The 17,071-nt window shown below is 62.9% G+C and carries 17 protein-coding genes; 10 read left to right on the top strand and 7 right to left on the bottom strand.

Going from position 1 to position 17,071, the window contains the following annotated elements; translation table 11 throughout:
• Positions 1 to 105: 105 nt before the first annotated feature.
• Positions 106 to 2,253, top strand: coding sequence for a TonB-dependent siderophore receptor (locus ACUN9V_RS11265; RefSeq protein ID WP_445511446.1), 2,148 nt, complete (start codon positions 106 to 108; stop codon positions 2,251 to 2,253).
• A 51-nt stretch (positions 2,254 to 2,304) separates the two neighbouring features.
• Positions 2,305 to 3,162, top strand: coding sequence for an ABC transporter substrate-binding protein (locus ACUN9V_RS11270; RefSeq protein ID WP_445511447.1), 858 nt, complete (start codon positions 2,305 to 2,307; stop codon positions 3,160 to 3,162).
• Between the two features lie 100 nt (positions 3,163 to 3,262).
• Here the strand turns inward: ACUN9V_RS11270 and ACUN9V_RS11275 are convergent, their stop codons facing one another.
• Positions 3,263 to 3,550 carry a DUF4235 domain-containing protein gene (locus tag ACUN9V_RS11275; RefSeq protein WP_075561919.1) on the bottom strand — a complete coding sequence of 96 codons (288 nt, stop codon included), beginning with the start codon at positions 3,548 to 3,550 and terminating at the stop codon, positions 3,263 to 3,265.
• Between the two features lie 152 nt (positions 3,551 to 3,702).
• Positions 3,703 to 4,722 (bottom strand): LacI family DNA-binding transcriptional regulator, encoded by a 1,020-nt coding sequence (locus ACUN9V_RS11280; RefSeq protein WP_445511448.1) that lies wholly within the window; start codon positions 4,720 to 4,722, stop codon positions 3,703 to 3,705.
• 373 nt (positions 4,723 to 5,095) lie between these two features.
• On the opposite strand from ACUN9V_RS11280, the gene ACUN9V_RS11285 reads away from it, so the two are divergent.
• The 8 genes from ACUN9V_RS11285 to ACUN9V_RS11320 all read left to right on the top strand — a co-directional run bounded on the left by ACUN9V_RS11285 (position 5,096) and on the right by ACUN9V_RS11320 (position 12,644).
• Positions 5,096 to 6,025, top strand: a complete 930-nt coding sequence (locus ACUN9V_RS11285) for a Bug family tripartite tricarboxylate transporter substrate binding protein (protein WP_445511449.1) — start codon at positions 5,096 to 5,098, stop codon at positions 6,023 to 6,025.
• A gap of 65 nt (positions 6,026 to 6,090) precedes the next feature.
• Positions 6,091 to 6,528: a tripartite tricarboxylate transporter TctB family protein gene (locus ACUN9V_RS11290; RefSeq protein WP_445511450.1), complete on the top strand. Its 438-nt coding sequence runs from the start codon at positions 6,091 to 6,093 to the stop codon at positions 6,526 to 6,528.
• A 1-nt stretch (position 6,529) separates the two neighbouring features.
• On the top strand, positions 6,530 to 8,056 hold the full coding sequence (locus tag ACUN9V_RS11295; RefSeq protein WP_445511451.1) for a tripartite tricarboxylate transporter permease: 1,527 nt from the start codon (positions 6,530 to 6,532) through the stop codon (positions 8,054 to 8,056).
• Between the two features lie 10 nt (positions 8,057 to 8,066).
• Positions 8,067 to 9,215: a mandelate racemase/muconate lactonizing enzyme family protein gene (locus tag ACUN9V_RS11300; RefSeq protein ID WP_445511452.1), complete on the top strand. Its 1,149-nt coding sequence runs from the start codon at positions 8,067 to 8,069 to the stop codon at positions 9,213 to 9,215.
• Positions 9,216 to 9,244: 29 nt separating this feature from the next.
• Positions 9,245 to 11,029 (top strand): alkaline phosphatase family protein, encoded by a 1,785-nt coding sequence (locus ACUN9V_RS11305; RefSeq protein ID WP_445511453.1) that lies wholly within the window; start codon positions 9,245 to 9,247, stop codon positions 11,027 to 11,029.
• 135 nt (positions 11,030 to 11,164) lie between these two features.
• Entirely contained in the window at positions 11,165 to 11,602 is a 438-nt protein-coding gene (locus tag ACUN9V_RS11310) for an antitoxin Xre/MbcA/ParS toxin-binding domain-containing protein (protein WP_445511454.1), read from the top strand.
• Complete coding sequence (locus ACUN9V_RS11315; protein WP_445511455.1) at positions 11,602 to 12,078, top strand: RES family NAD+ phosphorylase; 477 nt, start codon at positions 11,602 to 11,604, stop codon at positions 12,076 to 12,078. The genes ACUN9V_RS11310 and ACUN9V_RS11315 overlap by 1 nt, the downstream gene beginning before the upstream one ends.
• A 53-nt stretch (positions 12,079 to 12,131) precedes the next feature.
• Entirely contained in the window at positions 12,132 to 12,644 is a 513-nt protein-coding gene (locus tag ACUN9V_RS11320) for a hypothetical protein (RefSeq protein ID WP_445511456.1), read from the top strand.
• An 80-nt stretch (positions 12,645 to 12,724) separates the two neighbouring features.
• On the opposite strand, the gene ACUN9V_RS11325 is transcribed toward ACUN9V_RS11320, so the two are convergent.
• The 5 genes from ACUN9V_RS11325 to ACUN9V_RS11345 form a co-directional block, all read right to left on the bottom strand.
• Entirely contained in the window at positions 12,725 to 13,534 is an 810-nt protein-coding gene (locus ACUN9V_RS11325) for a transglutaminase-like domain-containing protein (protein ID WP_445511457.1), read from the bottom strand.
• 256 nt (positions 13,535 to 13,790) lie between these two features.
• Positions 13,791 to 14,441, bottom strand: a complete 651-nt coding sequence (locus ACUN9V_RS11330) for a glycosyltransferase (protein ID WP_445511458.1) — start codon at positions 14,439 to 14,441, stop codon at positions 13,791 to 13,793.
• Complete coding sequence (locus ACUN9V_RS11335) at positions 14,438 to 15,106, bottom strand: SAM-dependent methyltransferase (protein WP_445511459.1); 669 nt, start codon at positions 15,104 to 15,106, stop codon at positions 14,438 to 14,440. The genes ACUN9V_RS11330 and ACUN9V_RS11335 overlap by 4 nt, the downstream gene beginning before the upstream one ends.
• Before the next feature lie 26 nt (positions 15,107 to 15,132).
• Positions 15,133 to 15,906 carry a PIG-L deacetylase family protein gene (locus tag ACUN9V_RS11340; protein ID WP_445511460.1) on the bottom strand — a complete coding sequence of 258 codons (774 nt, stop codon included), beginning with the start codon at positions 15,904 to 15,906 and terminating at the stop codon, positions 15,133 to 15,135.
• Complete coding sequence (locus ACUN9V_RS11345) at positions 15,888 to 16,949, bottom strand: hypothetical protein (protein WP_445511461.1); 1,062 nt, start codon at positions 16,947 to 16,949, stop codon at positions 15,888 to 15,890. Before ACUN9V_RS11345 ends, ACUN9V_RS11340 begins: the two co-directional genes overlap by 19 nt.
• Positions 16,950 to 17,071 lie beyond the last annotated feature (122 nt).

Here is a 17,071-nt window from a genome sequence, read left to right on the forward strand (position 1 = left end):
CGAATATTTATCATAATCGTTGACACTCGCGACTAAGGTTTTCACAATTCGTCATCGGTACTGACTAATAAATCGACGCCTTCGACGCGTCATTAAGGGAACATAATGAAAAAGTCGTCATGCTCATCGAGCAAGGCCCGCGCCCAGGTCTTGTCCGAATCTTGCTGCGTCTCCAGCCGAACGCTGTCGCTCGTGTTGCTCTCCTCGGGTTCCCTGCTGCTGGCATCGTCGGCGCTGGCCCAATCCAGCGGTGACTCCACCCAGCTGGATACGGTGACGGTCGAGGCAGCGGCTATCGCGGATAGCGCCGTTGGCCCCGATTCCTCCATCGTTGCCGAGCGTACGACGACCGGATCCAAGACCGACACCGAGCTCCTCGACTTATCCAATTCCGTCTCGGTCGTGACGGAAGAGGAAATGCGTACTCGCAACGTGCAGAACCTCGAGCAGGCGCTCTCCTATACGGCCGGTGTGACGGTCGATCAATATGCATCCGACGATCGCTACGACTACTTCATGATTCGCGGCTTCAATGCCACGTCGCTGGGAACTTATCGCGATGGGATGTCACGAAGAACGGTCAATTTCACCGGGGGCAAGCTCGAACCCTACGGCCTGCAGCGGATCGATGTTCTCAAGGGATCGACTTCTACTCTGTTCGGGCTGAATGCCCCCGGCGGTATGGTCAACGCGATCACCAAGCGGCCGCTGGACTACGAGTTTGGAGAGGTCTACACCACGCTCGGCGATGAGCACACGGAAACGGGTGCGGATTTCGGCGGCCCGATCGATCAGGCGGGTAAGTGGAGTTATCGGGTCACGACCAAGTGGCAGGATGCGGAGCTCAGCGCTGATCATACGCAGGATGACCGCTTCTATTTCGCCCCGGCGGTGACCTACAGGCCCGATGATGCGACATCGCTGACGCTGCTGGCGGACTTCAACAAGCGCAAGACGAACGCCGCCCACTCCATTCCGCGCGGCTCGGGTATCGATCCGGATACGTTCCTCGGCGAGCCGGACTACAACGATATGGACCGGATCGAGCGCAATATCGGCTATCTGTTCGAGCATGATTTCGGTAATGGCGTGACCGTCCGGCAGAATGCGCGCTACACCCATCTGGATCTCGACTACGACCACGTCTACCTCAGTGATCCCGATCCCGCCAACGGCCGTACGGCCTTCGTGGTCGACGGCGAGCGCGATCAATACACGATCGACAACCAGCTCCAGTACGACACCGATTTCGACAGCATCGGCAGCCGCACCTTGGCCGGCTTCGATTACACCCATGACGACGTGCATGAGACGAGTCTCTACGGCACTGCCGGGGGCATCGATATCTACGACCCGCAATACTGCGGTGAGGCGTGTGTCGAACTCACCGAGCAGCCGGACTTCCGACAGAAGCAGGCTTCTCAGGGATTCTATCTGCAGGAGGAGCTGACCCTGGCGGAGCGCTGGATCCTGACGCTTGGCGGGCGCTACGACGACGTCAATACGCGGACCGCCTCCGACGAGGCCAACGACTACGCTTTCACCAAGCGTGCCGGGCTGACCTACAAGGCATTGGATGACCTGTCGCTCTACGCGAATTACGCCGAATCGTTCCAGCCGCCGACGAGTCGCAATCTGATTTCGGGCAGCCCCGATCCGCAGGAAGGCAAACAGTACGAAGTCGGCATGAAATATCGGCCGGCCAACACCAATGCGTTGTTCACGCTTGCCGTCTTCGACCTGACGCAGACCAATGTCGCTTCGCAGGTGAGCGAGAATCTTTACCGCCAGATCGGCAAGGTCAATGTCCGCGGCATCGAACTGGAGAGCAAGCTGGCGCTGAGCGATCGGCTCAACATGACGGCGGCTTACTCTTACTGGGATTCCGAGATCGAAGAGGATGGCATTGGGGGTAACAAGGGGAACCGACCCTCGCTCGTTCCCGAACACATCGCATCGGTATGGGCGGACTACACGATCCCGGGCAACATGAGGCGTGGCGATGTCACCCTTGGCCTGGGGACTCGCTTCGTCGGCTCCACCTACATCGATGATGCCAACAGCGAGAAGACCGGTTCGTACACCCTGGTCGATGCCATGGCCAATTACGCGCTGACGCCGAGCCTCGATCTCGCGGTCAACGCGACCAACCTTTTCGATCGCGAGTACGTCTCCTACATCGATACGTTCAGTAACAGCAGTTACTACGGCGACGGCCGATCGGTACTGACCACGCTGCGCTATCACTGGTAAATGTCGACGCCTGCATGTTCTCGGCGGCCGTCCGGTCGCCGAAGGCGCCGCTTGTCCTTCCTCCTGACGGTGGTGATGGCAGCCATTCTCTGGCTACCGGCGCTCGCGACCGCCGCTCCCGAGACGCCGCGTATTGCCGCCACCAACTGGAGTGTCGCCGAGACGCTGATCGCACTGGGGATCACGCCCTACGCGGTCGCGGATATCTCCAGCTACAACGATTGGGTCCAGTCTCCGGCGATTCCCGCCGAGACGCTCGATATGGGTCTGCGTGACCAGCCCAATCTCGAGCTGCTCGCTCAGAACCCACCGGATCTGTTGATCAGCAGTGCGCTGTTCTCGCGCGACAACGAGCGCTTGAGTCGCATGATGCCGGTCCGCCTCATCGACAACTTTTCGTCCGGGCGGCCCTACTACGAAGCGACGGTCGCGATGACGCGGGAGATCGCTCGTGTGTCGGATACCACTGACCGAGCCGCGCTGCTGATCCGTCGCACCAGACGCATTCTGGAATCCGCAGCGGTGGCCCTCGAGAACGCCGATACTCCTGTCTACGTGATTCAGTTCAGCGATTCTCAGCACGTCCGTGTCTTCGGCGAAGGCGGTATGGTGGATACGATCATCCAAAAGACGCCGCTCGAGAACGCCTGGGCCGGGCCGACCAACGCCTGGGGTTTCGCCAGCATTTCCCTCGATCGCCTCGCGGCCCGACCGGATGCGCACATCGTGATCATCAAGCCGTTTCCGAGATCGGTCGGCACCGAGCTTTCCAGGAATCGTATCTGGCAACACTTGCCGGCGGTTCGCGAAGGCCGCGTCAGCGAAATCGAGCCCGTCTGGCTTTTTGGCGGACTGCTTTCGCTCCAACGTCTGACCGAGTCGCTGGTGGGGGCGCTCGCCCGACATTAGGTGGTTGCTGTAGCGGTATTGTTGTAGTGCCCGACGCCACTATGGCGGGTCCTCGCGGCTCACGATCGTGAGCTTGCGGCACCCGCCGTGGGGCAAACCTTCAGTCTTCGATACGCGAAAGTAGGCGTTGGCCCCGACGAGTCCGGCGAGCGCGACGCAGGCCGCTGGAGGCCATCTTCCAGCCCAGGATCCGGCCCACGCCCACCGCAACGCCGGAAGCGGCGCCCCACAGCAGCGCCTCGCGCCAGCGTACGTCGGGATCGTCCGGGTTGATTGGCGGTTCGAAAGCGTGACGACGGGTCGCTTGCTTGAGCGCCTGGCGGGTCGCCACACCCGAGAGGATGGCCGTGGAAGTGCCGATTATTGTCCAGAGCGTGTAGGGTTTCATGCAGGCCTCCTTGCTGAATTCGAGGCTATCAGCATGGCCGATGACGGGCCATCTCTCCACCCAGTAGCCCGAATCGCTTCTACCGTTCGCAACCGGCTGAGCGTCTCGCGCTGCGGCGGTGCTTCGGGAAGCGGCCTTCGGACCGAGATCGCTCAGACACTTTGCCTTTCCACCAGCCTCACCCCGAGATCGAGGCGTCTGTCGCTCTCCGGCAGTTCCCCCTTGAGCCGTGACAGCAGCAATCGGGCGGTGTGCTGGCCGATTTCCCGGCGCGGCGGTTCGATGGTGGTGAGCGGAGGCACGGTACTGGTGGTGAAGTCCAGATTGCCGAAGCCGGCAAGGGCAATACGGTCGGGAATGGCCCAGTGCTGGCGTTGGCATTCCATCATCACCCCGAGCGCCACCATGTCGTTGGAACAGGCGATGGCTTCGATTTCGGGATGTTCCTGGAGCAACGTCTGAGTCAGCCGGCCGGTCTCTTCGGCATGGCTGCGCCCGCTCAGCTCGCGAAGCTCGACCGTGCCGCCGGCGGCTTCGACGGTGTCGCGAAAGCCGTGGTAACGATTCCCTGCGCGCACGTCGCGCTGAAAGTTGGTGCTGACGAAGGCCATCCGGCGGCGGCCCTGACGCAGCATGTGCTCGGCCACCAGGCGACCGCAGCTGTGATGCGAAAACCCCACCACCATGTCCAGTCCCGGCTGACCGTAGTCCCACATCTCGACGATGGGCGTGTCGTTGTGGGCGAGCAGCGACAGCGACTTGCGGTTATGCAGAAAGCCGGTCAGCACCAGGCCGGCGGGGTTCCAGCTCAGGATCGAGCGGATCAGCTCCTCTTCCCGCGAATCGTCGAACTCGGTGTTGCCGATCAACAGTTGATAACCGGCGCTGCGCAGATGACGTTCCAGCGTCTCGAGCGTCTCCGAAAAGAACGAGTTGGTGATGGTGGGCACCAGTACGCCAATCACGTTGGAGCGAGAAGAGGCCAGCCCGCCGGCCATGGTATTGGGGAGATAGCCGAGCCGGTCGATGGCCGCCTGGATCTTGTCGGCGCGGTGGGGGGAGACCTCGCCAGGTCGGCGCAGGTAGAGCGATACCGTGCTCGGTGAAACGTTGGCCAACTGGGCGACTTCGCCCATGGTCACGCGCTGTGAACTGCGTCTGTTTCTGGCCACTTTCGATCCTTAAAACGTCAGCGTCATCGGTTTGCGAACTGGTGCCGGTACGTGACGTTCCCTGCGTTGCTGTTTCGATGATGTTTCGATTTGGCTCGGTAGTGTACCGGGTCATTGGCGAGGTTTCGTCTCGTCAACGGCTCTCGTCTTTTGGTCTAATTCTACGACGAATGGACGAATGGCAATGATTGTCCGTCAAAAATCGTAGCGCTACGATTTTAGCTCGATTCGCAGAGCAGGCGTTATGCATCGAAAGGCTTAGGCGAGGCAGCAACTCGATCAAGATCAAGATCAGCGCTCAGAGGTCTATCGAATTCTGCTAAAGCGCTTGTTTTCCGCCGTTTTCGCAGCGCTACGAAAAATGGAGCTAACCATGACATCATTGCGTTATTCGCTGGCCGCACTCGCGCTGATCGGCGCGACCCAGTCGGCCGTGGCCGCCGACAATCTGGACATCATCGTGCCGTTCGCAGCCGGTGGCGCCACTGACATCGTCGCGCGCAGCTTCGAGCCGACTTTCTCGCAGCAGCTGGGCGTTACCTCGGTGGTGCGCAACGTCGCCGGGGCCAGCGCTACGGTCGGTACGGCAGAAGTCGCCAAGAGCGAGGGCAATCCCAACATCATCGGCTACGAGCCGGCCGGGGCGCTGACGATTCAGCCCTCGCTGAAAAAGCTGCCCTACGGTCCGGACAGCTTCACCTACATCTGCCGCACCGTTTCCAATCCGATGTTCCTGATGGTCTCGAAATCCTCCGACATCTCCTCGTTCAAGCAGCTGGTCAAGGAGTCCCAGGATCAGCCGTTTCTTTATGGCTCTTCCGGCCCGGGGACGCTGCCGCATCTCGCCATGGCGGCAACCGTGGTCAACAGCGACCTCAAAGCCGAGCACATTCCCTACAGCGGTTCGGGTCCGGCGATGAATGCGCTGGCGGGCAACGAGATCCAGATCATGGCCGATACCGAAACCATTCTCGAAAACTACGATCTCCGCCCGCTGGCGGTGTTTGCCGACCATCGCGTCGAGGGCTACGACGACGTGCCGACGATCGAGGAGCTTGGCCTGCCGGCGCTGGATTTCGCCGTGTGGCAGGGTGTCGTCGCGCCCAAGGGCATCTCGGATGAACGCGCCCAACAGTACGCCGATGCGTGTAAGGCGACGGTGGAGTCGGACAAGTTCAAGACCTTCGCCGACAAGGCCAAGGCGGGTATCGCCTATCTCGGGCCGGATGATTTCGAGGCGTTCGTGCAAAAGCGCTTCGAGGCCAACAAGCAGGTGCTGAAGGATGCGGGCCTAACGCAGTAAGTCGTTCTCTCGCTCTATTGTTCGCTCGAGCGATGGCTCTCTCGATCTCTCAGGAGTCGCGATTCATGTTCGCATCCTTGATCCACCCCCGCGTATTGACCGCGCTGGCGCTGCTGTTGGCCGGTGGCGCTCTTTCGGTCTCGGCATGGCAGGGGCCGGAAAGCGCCATGCTGGTGCCACGCATCGTGCTGACGATCTGGTGCGCGATAGCACTGGCGATACTGATCGGCGAGCTGGTTCGCCGCGTGCCGGTAAAAAACGTGACGCTGTCGTCGTTGCCGCTGCTGATGGCGGCGGTGCTGATCGCTGCCATCGCCACGGCCAGCTTCGGCTTCCTGATCCCGGCACTGCCACTGGTGGCACTGACGCTGTGGCTGTTTCGTATCCGACGGCCGTTGCCGCTGCTCGTGGGCACGATCGTGATCGGTGGCGGGCTGTGGTTTCTGTTCCACCATGTGCTGCTGATCCGGCTGCCGGCGCTGCTCACGAATGGAGTGATCTGACATGGACGTGATTCTGGCGGCGGTCGGCGACGCCTTCACCTGGCAGGCGCTGCTCGCCATCGTGATCGGCACCTGGGCCGGCATCATCATCGGCGGGCTGCCCGGGCTGGGCTCGGTCGTCGGCTTGACGATCTTTCTGCCGTTCACCTTCGGCATGGACGTCATCACCAGCATGGCGCTGCTGATCGGCGTCTACTGCGGTTCGGTCTACGGTGGTTCGATCACGGCGATTCTGATCAATACGCCAGGCACGCCGCAGTCGGCGGCGACGACGTTCGACGGCTACCCCATGACCCAGCAGGGCCGGGTCGACGAAGCGCTGGGATGGGCGACCTTCGCCTCGTTCTTCGGCGGCGTGTTCTCCTGCGTACTGCTGATCTTCTGCGCCCCGCAGCTGGCCAAGTTCGCCGTCAATTTCGGCTCGATCGAGGTCTTCGCGCTGGTCTGTCTGGCGATGCTCTGCATCGTCGGGATTTCCCGCGGCAGTCTACTCAAGGGGCTGGCGTGCGGGATGATGGGCTTCTTCTTCTCGACGGTCGGCAGTGACCCGATCACCGGCGCCGACCGCTTCACCTTCGGCACCTATGCGCTCAGCTCGGGACTGGATCTGATTCCGGTGGTGGTAGGCGCCTTCGCGCTGTCGGAAGTCTTCGTGCGTTTCTCCGCACGTGACGAGGAGGCCACTACTATCCCCGAGGCTCGGCTGCGTTTTCCCAGCCTGCGCGAGATCGGCCGGCGTCTGATCGAACTGGTGCGGGGTTCGTTCATCGGCAGCTTCGTCGGCGCGCTACCGGGCACCGGCGCGGCCGCGGCGGCCTTCATCAGCTATGCCGCGGCCCAGAAGCTGTCGCCGCGGCGGGCCAATCTGGGCAAGGGCGAGCCGGATGGCATCATCGCCTCGGAGTCTTCCAACAACGCGGTGACCGGCAGCGCCTTCATTCCCACCCTGGCGCTGGGCATTCCCGGCGACGTGGTCACGGCGATGATGATGGGCGCCATGGTGATCCACGGCATCACGCCGGGGGTACGGCTGATGGCGGACCAGGCGCAGACGGTCTACGCGCTGTTCGTGGTGCTGATCATCGTCAACGTCGCCATGCTGATCCTCAGCAAGCCCTCCATCGGGCTGTTTCGCTACCTGTTCAAGCTGCCATTGGGCTTCGTGATGGCCGGCATCGTGATGTTCAGCTTCATCGGTGCGGTGTCGGTGCGCGGCAATCCGCTGGATCTGGTGGTCGCGGCGCTGACCGGGATTCTCGCCTACGTATTACGTCGCGGTGGCTATCCGCTGGCGCCGCTGGTCATCGGCATGGTGCTGGGGCCGGCGCTGGAAAGTTCGCTGCGCCGAGGTCTGCTGATCTCTCGCGGCGACTTCTTCTCGTTCTTCACCCATAGCGGTATCGCCACCACGCTGTTCGTGTTGATCGCGTTGTTTCTGATCTGGACGGTGGCGGCGGGCGTGCTCGACTGGCGGGCGACGGTCGCGGCTCGCCGCGAGGCCTCCTCCACTCAATCCGTTTCCGAATAAGGGATCCTGCATGAAGATCACCGAAGTCAAGACTCACGTCCTCGCCGCGCCGTTGGAGCAGCCTTTCTCCTTCTCTCAGGGTTGGGTGCATCAGCGCACCGCCATGCTGGTCGAAATCCACACCGACGAAGGGTTGGTGGGTTGGGGCGAGTGCGTCAACCACGGCCTGCAGCCGCCGCAGGTCGCCCAGGCGATGGTCGAGCATGCGCTCAAGCCGCTGGTGATCGGACGCTCGATCTTCGAGCGCGAAGTGCTGTGGGAGACGATGTACAACCACACCCGCCCCTACGGCCAGAAGGGCGCGGCGCTGTTCGGCATCGCCGCGATCGATACGGCATTGTGGGATCTGGCCGGCAAGGCACTAGGTCAGCCGATCCACCGCCTGATGGGCGGCGCGTTCCGCGACGAGATCCGCCCCTACGCCACCGGCTTCTATCGTCGCGAGGGCGGGAACTATCCGGAGGAAGTGGTCGAGGAGGCATTGCGCCATCAGGCCAACGGCTACCGGGCGATGAAGATCAAGACCGGCTTCGGCATCGAAGCGGACATTCGCGATATGCGTGCGGTGCGCGATGCGGTGGGCGAGGACATCGCGCTGATGATGGACGCCAACTGCGCCTACAGCGTACCGGCGGCGCGACGGATCCTGATGGAGCTCGAAGAGACGCGGGTGCATCTGTTCGAGGAGCCGTTGAGCCCCGAAAACCGCCACGGCTATCGCGAACTCAAGGGCGTTTCGCGTACCTGGATCGCCGCCGGCGAGAACGAATACTCCAAATATGGCTATCGCGACTGGATCAGCGAAGGCGCGCTGGACGTGATTCAGCCGGACATCGGTGCTGCCGGCGGGCTCACCGAATGGCGCAAGATCGCCGCGCTGGCCCAGGCCTGGCACGTGCCGATGATTCCGCATGTGTGGGGATCCGGTGTCGGATTGGCTGCGGCGGTTCAACTGCTCGCCACCTTGCCGCCGCAGCCGCTCTCGCTGACGCCGGACGAACCGATGCTCGAATACGATCAATCGGCGCACCCGTTCCGTCAGGAATTGATCGGCGGTGAGTTCCAGCTCAACGCCAACGGCTGCGTCGACGTGCTCGACAAACCCGGTCTCGGTATCGAGATCGATCGGTCGGTTATCGATCACTACCGTATCGCTTGAACGCCCATCGATCGTCAGCGGAGTCCTAGATGAATCAAGCCAAGAAAATTCTGTTGTTGGGCGTCGATGGCCTGATCCCCGAACTCGTCGAGCGCTTCTGCGCCGAGGGCGTGCTGCCGAACATTCAGCGCCTGCGCGACGAAGGCGGTTCGACGCGGTTAATGCCCTATATCTCGACCTGGGGCGATACCAACTTCGTGACGTTCCTGACCGGCCAAGCGCCCGGCACCAGCTGGGTCGGCCAGCGCATGCCGCCCAGCGGCACGCAGCACCTGCTGGAACTGATTCGCGATGCCGGCCAGCGTGCGGCGCTGGTCCATTTCCCGGAAAGTCTCGTCCCCGCGGGCGAGAATGATCTCTGTTTCGCCCCGTTCTGGAGCGGCAGCGGCCCCGCGCCGATGGAGCTGGCGCCGGCATGCCTTCACAGCACGCACCTCGATCAGTGGACTACGATGCCGTCGACCGAAGCGCTGGGCTGGCCGCCCACCGGCACGCTGGCTCACCACCAGAAGCACAATCGCTTCGCCATCGAGCGCACGGATGGCGGCTTCGTCGCGTTGATTCCCGCCCATCGCGGCGAGCCGGTAGCGGTAACGTTGCGCCTCGACGGTGAGCATCTGCGTCTCGAGATCGCGAAAGCGGAAGCGAGCCTGAGCGTCGGCGAATGGAGCGACTGGCTGGCGCTGGCGGACGAGCATGCCATTGAGGGCAAACCGGCGGCGGTGCGCTTCAAGCTGCTCGATCTCGACGTCACCAGCGGCAGGATCGACCTGCTGCAGTCGCAGATTACCGCGCCGGAAGGCAGCAGCGGCCGGCCGGGCCTGGCGCGCCGGCTGATCGAGCGACACGGCCCGTTCATCTCCAAGTGGGCGGTCTCCGCCGACCCGGATACCCGCTACTTCGAAACCAGCTTCGAAGAGGGGCGCTACCAGCTCGACTGGCTGGTCGATAGCGCGCTGACCCTGCTCAACGACGAAGGCTTCTCGCTCTTCGCCACCGTCTTCCGGCTCAACGACGAGACGCATCACACCTGTCTCGCCCAGTGCGATCCCGAATCCAAGTTCTACACAGCCGGCGATCAAGCGCGTTATCTCGAGGTGATCCGGCGCTCGTACCGGATCCTCGACGATGCGGTGGAACGCGCGCTGGCCGGTTGCGATGACGATACCACGCTGGTGCTCGCCTCCGACCATGGTGACGTTCCCAACTCCCACCTCTGTGATATCCACAGGCGGTTGGCCGAATTCGACCTGTGCACGATCGACGCCGAGGGCCGGCCCGACGTTGCCGCGAGCCAGGCGTTTCTCAAGGACGAACGTGGCGGACTGGAGATATTCGTCAATCGCGACCTGGTTGCCGCCGCCGGGATCGAGCAGGTACAGACGCGAATCCTCAAGGCGCTGACCACCTGGTATGTCGAAACGGCTAGCGGCGAGCGTAACGTGGTCGCGCTGGCACTCAAGAAACAGGATGCCAGCCCGCTCGGCTACTGGGGGGAACGCATGGGCGACGTGCTGTTCGCCTATGCGCAGGGCTTCGTCTGGGGGACCAACCAGCGCGGCGATACCGTGGCCGAACTCACCACGCCCGGTGCCAATCACGGCCCGCAGGTACCCACCGCCAGCACCGCGTTTGCCTCCAATCACGGTGTCGCGTTGTTCCACGGCGCCGGGATTCGATCAGGTGTCGAACTGCCGTTCGATACCACTCGCGGCATCCAGCGCATGGATAGTGCCGGCGCCACCTTTGCCCGACTGCTAGGGCTCTCGCCCGATTCGCTGGACGGCAAGGTGCTGGAGGGGTTGGTCGAGTAAGAGTTGGTCGAGTAAGAGTTGGTCGAATGAGTGCTATCGATGGATGGGCCGCTTCGCTGCGAATTGACGAGCATCATTTTGAGGTTGATAATGCTTCAATATGATGTTTTAGCCGTTCGCGGCCGGGAGTGCGCTATGGAACGACAAGAACGGTCCTCGGCGGCAATCCGTCCCCTCTTCGAAGGCATCTCGGAAGAGCCAGCGGTCGTGATTCGTACGGTGCGACAGGGTGTACCGGGCAGCCTGGTGCGCCAGGCGATTGCCGATCTCGGAGACCATCCAGAGTTTCGCGAGCTGTTCATCACGATACTCGAGACGACATCGGGCAACCTGCATCGGACCTATCAGCGCACGGCCCTGACGCGCACCAAATCCGAAGAGGTACTCGATCTTCTGGGCCTTCTGAATTACGCCCACCGTGTTTTCGAAGATCGGGCGATGGCGCTCGAATGGTTGCGCACGCCGATCACGGCACTGGCGGGCGATGCGCCGATCGCGCTCTGCGATACCTTTCACGGCCGGAAAATGGTGCGCGGTGCGCTCCGTGCCATCGAGTTCGGCGAGTTCAGCTGATGCGGCTCTACCGCATCGGTCCTGCTCGTTGGCTGCCGGTTCTCAACGGGCGCGGCGCTAGCTTCGAAGAGGGCGGGCGCTGGAATGAACCCGGGGATCCGGTTCTCTATCTCGGCACTTCGGTCAGCGTGGCGATGCTCGAAATGGGAAATTATCTGCCGTCGCCACGACTGGTGCCGGTCAGCTATCGTATCGGTATCTTCGAAGTCCCTGATGACGCGGTCGATCGATGGACACTGGCCGATTTACCGGACGACTGGAACCACTACCCGCATCCCGCCTCTACAAGAACTCTGGGAAGCGCATGGCTCCGCGCCAATCGCAATCTGGTTCTCCTGCTCCCCAGTTGCGCCGTACCCGGTGGCCTTGAAGATATCGCTGTGATCAATCCGCTGCATCCTCGGAGGGATGAAGTCATTCTGATAGATGCCACCCGGCAGGCGATCTATAACACCAGGGCGTTTCAAGGTGTTTAGGTAGCGAGAGCAGTATCTATCAATACTCGGTTGCTAACCTTGGATTGGAAATAATGGAACAGCATTTTCTTCACTCGTCATACCGGGAGCGACTGATCGAGCATCTGTTTGTCGGGGAGCTGCTCAAGCATTCCTGGCTCGAGCGCGGCTGTCGACTCGAAGTCGCTAAGCCTGAGGTTGATAACAGCGGGTACGATCTGATCATCGAGGAGAATGGTGTGGTTCGACATCTCCAGCTCAAGGCTTCCAGCCGTGCGGCCAAGACCGCCAAGCAGAATGTCCATACAGCGTTGGGAGTCAAGCCGTCAGGTGTAGTTGTGTGGGTTCAATTCGATTCCGACACCCTCGACCTGGGTCCTTTCCTGGTGTTCAGTGGTATGCCCGGTGAGCCGCTTCCGGATATTTCGACGTTTCAAGTGGCGAAACATACCAAGGGTAATTCGGAAGGCTTCAAAGCGGAGCGTCCCGCCATTCGAAGCGTCCCTAAGAGACACTTCGTCAGGTACGAAAGCGCCGTTGAGGTCTACGAGGCTTTATTTGGCAAAGAGACTTGCGCCTACCTCTGAATAGATCCGACCAAGCCGTGCGCTGCCGCTTTCTTTTCCAAGTCCTTTCCTTGGTTTCCGCTCAGGCCATGGCTTCTCGCTCACTCCGCCAGCTGGTAGATCCACACGCTGAATCCGCCCAGGGTATTGGGGCCGAAGGTGTGGGTCAGCGGTACGTCGGTGGCGTCGCGGCCTTGGGCGATCAGCACGCGGCCGATGCAGGGCGCGTTGTTGCGCGGGTCGAAGGTCCACCAGCGTCCGCCGAGATAGACTTCCATCCAGGCGGCGAAGTCCATGTCGGCATAGGGCGGCGGGTTGCCGATATCGCTGACATAGCCGGTGCAGTAGCGGGCGGGGATGTTCATGCAGCGGCACAGCGTGACGGCCAGATGGGTGTAGTCGCGGCAGACGCCGACGCGTTCCCGGTAGGCTTCCGCCGCGGTGCGGGTAGGCCGCGAGTGCTCGTAGCCGAAGGTGATATGGTCGTGGACGAAATCGCAGATCGCCTGGACGCGTTGCCATCCCGGCGGCGTACCCTGGAAGCGCTGCCAGGCGATTTCGCTGAGCAGATCGGTTTCGCAGTAGCGACTACCCAGCAGGTACAGCAGCACGTCCGACGGTAAGGTCTCTACCGGATGCTGCTGCGCCGTGACATCGACCGCATCGTAACCGCCGTCATCGTGCAGCACGGTATTGGTGCCCAGTGAAAAGGTGCCCGCAGGTGCCACCAGCCGAGTGCACCAGTTGCCGAAGCTATCGCGATAGCTCGATAACGGAACGATGGGGGTCGTCGTCAGATGATCGGGCTGCTCCAGGCTCGAAAACCGCGAGTGGTGCACGTTGAGCATGGCGATCATCGGCGTGGGCGCGGCAAACTGATAGATCATCTCGCAACCTAGTTGAATTCTCACAGCGGTATCTCCGGGCAAACCTGTCGAGGGCGAAAAGAGGCTGGTGGTGGCCAGCTCGAGCGGGGTGAGACGTAAGTAGTGAGACTTGAGCGGTGAGACGATCGGTATCACGAGTCATGACGGCGCGTAGAAGCCGTCAGGGCGTGCCTTCATTTCGAGTATGGGCTGCCTTGGACGATTAGGCGAATCGACGACCTGGCGCTGTCGTCATGGTTGTCGTTATTGTTGTCTTGGTGACGGGGCCGGCCCGCAACGGCTACAGCTGAAGGGCCCGCAGCCGCTCACCGAGACCGCCCGGGGCGCGGGCGTCCTGGCGCGTACTGGTCAGGACTTTCAGGGTCTCGCGCCAGTCGATGGTGTAGCCATGTTGCTGCAGGGCGGCGACGAGATGCACGTCCTCCTGGGAGGCGAGCGGGGCGAAACCGCCGACCGCCTGATAGGCGCCGACGGCGACGCCGAGATTGGCACCATGGATGTGTCGGCCATCGGGCAGCGCGCGTCGATAGGCGACGAAGCGGCGGCGCAGCTCCCGTGGCAACTGATCCCAGCCCTCCAGCCGGATACCGCCGCACACGGCATCGGCGCGACTGGCGAGCTGCTGGGCGAGCCAGTCGGGCTGAACGATGGTGTCGGCATCGGTGAAGGCCAGCCAGCGCGCGCCGCGGCCGATCAGCCATTGCGCGCCGACATGGCGCGACATGCCGACGTTGGTGAAGTCGACGTCGAGCGTCGTCACGCCCCGTTGGCGCGCGACCGCGTAGGATCCGTCGCTGCACGCGTCCAGCACCACGACGATACGAACCCCTTCCCCAATGACCGCCGGATGCCCCGCCGCGGCCTGCAGCGACTCCAGGCAAGCGTCGAGCAAGGTCTCCTCGTTATGGGCCGGTACCACGACACCGATCATGGCGTGGCCCCGGCAGACCACAGGTCCAGTCGGAAATCGCGCTCTGTCAGGGTGCTGACCCGGGGCAGTTCGAGGATCTCATGCAATCGTTCATGCACGGTATCGCCACTCATTCGGCCGTCAGCCAATGGATGGCGCCAGTGGCACGCTATCAGCTCGCCGGATGGGTGCAGAGCGCGCTTGAGACCCTCGATCGTTGCCTGCAGGGCAGCGGGTTCCAGGTAATACCCCAGTTCACTGAAGACGATGAGGTCGAATGCTCCAGCGGGAAGCGCCTCGGATGGCGCGCTCGACAACTCGTGTCGTTCGACCCTTACGTGGGGCCAGGGCGCGAGCCGGCGGCGAGCATGAGCGACGGCGCTGGCGCTGACGTCCCAGCCGAGCAGTTCATCGCAACGCGGCGCCAGGTCGGCGCTGAGCACGCCCACCGAGCAGCCGGGTTCGAACGCGCGGCGATAACGCGCGCGCGTCAGCATTGCCAACGTCAGGGCGCGCTTGCGCTGTTCGTACCAGGAGGCGTCGTAGTGCCACGGATCGCTGGAATGGGCGTGCAGACGCTCGAAATGCGCGTGAAGCTCGAGCCTGGCATCGGCCTTGGCGGCCTCTTTCGTGCCGGCTTCGGCAACGCCGGTCGAAAAGTCGTCGTTCATGCCAGGTTCGCTCATGCCAGGTTCATTCATGTCTCGGGCGCTCATACCAGCAGCACCTCGTGATCCTGCATCAGGCGTGCAAGCGCCTGGGCAGAAAGAATCGGTGGCCGGCCGGTCGAGGGATCGGGCTCGCACTGGCTGACGTGTTCGAGCATGGCGCGTTGCTTGCGCTCGATTTCGGCGGGTGTCGACGGCAGCCGGTATGCGCGATGCCACGGGACGCGGGGGTCGTCCGGCGTTGCCCAGTGCCACATCCAGATCGGCATCTCGAGCAGGGTACGTTGGCTCTCCTTCAGCAGCTTGGCGCAGACCTCGCCGACCGCTTCATGATCGGCATGACCGTCCCCGCGCCATGTCGTGACGATGACGTCGTCGTCACGCAGCACCTTGTGCAGCCGGAAGGCGAGTTCCGCCGTTTCCGCGGCGACTTGCGTGTCGGGCAGTCTCAGGCGAATCGTCTCGATGTCGTCGAGCCCCAGGCGGTCCAGCGCGCGCTGGCTCTCCTCGGGGCGCGTGGCGGCCAGCCGCTCGGGTGGCCAGCGTGTCGAATCCGGATGGCTGCCGGTGCCGTCGGTCACCGAGATCATCAGAAGCTCGCGACCCAGGGCGTGACACTGCTGCAGCAGGACGCCGCAACCGAGGATCTCATCGTCGGGGTGCGGTGCTACCACCACCACGCGCCGGCCTTTGGCCATTCGCGCTTCCAGATCGAATGTGGGCAATGTCGCCAGCTCCGGCCAGCCAAGCCAGGTGTCCAGCGGCGTGCCATCCCCTTCGATCCGCCGCTCGTCTTCGATCATGGCCATAGATTCCATTCCGATATTTCCTCGTGATCCTGTCGGCGATAGTCTCCGATCGCCTGCAGGTCGCGCTCGGCGTGGCACTGGCGGACGAATACCGGCAGGTCGGCCATCAGCCGGGCAAAGGCCGGATCGCGACAGTAGGGGCCGGCACCGACGCCGCGCCCGACATGATGAATGACTTCCTCGACGACGGCGTCGACGGCGCCACGTACCGATAACGCCAGATAGCGGGCGTCGGCGTGGGGATGCTCGTCGACCCAGCCGGCGGCGTCCCGCAGGCGCGCTTCACCGTGGCGCAGGGCGACATCGACCGCGCCCAGGTGCGCCAGGGCGTGCGGGTCGTCCCGCTTGGCGACGCTCGCCCGCAGTATCTCGCCGAGCCTGGCGGCGGCGCCCCACCAGCAGGCGGCGATGCCGATACCGCCCTGCCAGAAACCGGGGCGTTGTAGATAGCCTCTGGCGGGACCGACGAGAATCGCCTCGGCAGCGTCGAAATCCACGTCCACGCTCTGGGTGGCGGCCATGCCCACGGCGTGCCAGCCGGTCTGCGTCACCTGAACGCCGGGCGTACGCATATCGACGGCGGCCAGATAAGGGGTTTGCTCATGCCAGGCGGTGACCATCGCGTGAGAAACCGTCGCGGCACCCGAGCACCATGCCTTGCGTCCGCGCAGACGCACGCGCTGGCGGTCCGACAGCGGGCCGGTCGTCGTTTCATCGGGAATGATTTCGACGCGGGCAAACGGTGGTTCCGCCGCCCACACGGCCCACACGGCCTCTCGAGGGAAACGATCGGCGTCGCTCAGCTCGGCGAGTATCGCCAGGGCATCGGTGTGGCCTTCGAACAGCTTGATCAGCGCGAGATCCAGCCCGGCGATCTCCGCCAGCGTCGCCCAGCGCAACAAAGTCTCGCCTTGGGCCGGTCTTGGCAGTCGATCGAGTTCCAGCTCGATCAACTGTTCAAGGCGCCGCGCGAGTGTCCGAGGCTCTTCCGCCGGCGTTGCCCACTCGGTGCGGAGCCGATGTAGCGCGCGCCGCCAATCGGGGTGGGGCATCGTACGCTCCTTCGTAAAACGTGGCGCCTGCCTTGGCGCATCACATGCTCATGTTCGACAAGATACTGTTTAAGCAAGGCCCGGGGATTCGATCCAGGTTAAGGAGGAATCGATATAAATTG

Source organism: Salinicola sp. V024 (genome assembly GCF_052645315.1).

Bases quoted from the DNA above. Each gene is read 5' to 3' on its own strand.
- ACUN9V_RS11340 (WP_445511460.1), bottom strand. From the start codon at position 15,906: ATGGAATCTATGGCCATGATCGAAGACGAGCGGCGGATCGAAGGGGAT.
- ACUN9V_RS11310 (WP_445511454.1), top strand. From the start codon at position 11,165: ATGGAACGACAAGAACGGTCCTCGGCGGCAATCCGTCCCCTCTTCGAA.
- ACUN9V_RS11335 (WP_445511459.1), bottom strand. From the start codon at position 15,106: ATGAGCGAACCTGGCATGAACGACGACTTTTCGACCGGCGTTGCCGAA.
- ACUN9V_RS11285 (WP_445511449.1), top strand. From the start codon at position 5,096: ATGACATCATTGCGTTATTCGCTGGCCGCACTCGCGCTGATCGGCGCG.
- ACUN9V_RS11290 (WP_445511450.1), top strand. From the start codon at position 6,091: ATGTTCGCATCCTTGATCCACCCCCGCGTATTGACCGCGCTGGCGCTG.
- ACUN9V_RS11345 (WP_445511461.1), bottom strand. From the start codon at position 16,949: ATGCCCCACCCCGATTGGCGGCGCGCGCTACATCGGCTCCGCACCGAG.
- ACUN9V_RS11295 (WP_445511451.1), top strand. From the start codon at position 6,530: ATGGACGTGATTCTGGCGGCGGTCGGCGACGCCTTCACCTGGCAGGCG.
- ACUN9V_RS11320 (WP_445511456.1), top strand. From the start codon at position 12,132: ATGGAACAGCATTTTCTTCACTCGTCATACCGGGAGCGACTGATCGAG.
- ACUN9V_RS11275 (WP_075561919.1), bottom strand. From the start codon at position 3,550: ATGAAACCCTACACGCTCTGGACAATAATCGGCACTTCCACGGCCATC.
- ACUN9V_RS11265 (WP_445511446.1), top strand. From the start codon at position 106: ATGAAAAAGTCGTCATGCTCATCGAGCAAGGCCCGCGCCCAGGTCTTG.
- ACUN9V_RS11300 (WP_445511452.1), top strand. From the start codon at position 8,067: ATGAAGATCACCGAAGTCAAGACTCACGTCCTCGCCGCGCCGTTGGAG.
- ACUN9V_RS11305 (WP_445511453.1), top strand. From the start codon at position 9,245: ATGAATCAAGCCAAGAAAATTCTGTTGTTGGGCGTCGATGGCCTGATC.
- ACUN9V_RS11330 (WP_445511458.1), bottom strand. From the start codon at position 14,441: ATGATCGGTGTCGTGGTACCGGCCCATAACGAGGAGACCTTGCTCGAC.
- ACUN9V_RS11315 (WP_445511455.1), top strand. From the start codon at position 11,602: ATGCGGCTCTACCGCATCGGTCCTGCTCGTTGGCTGCCGGTTCTCAAC.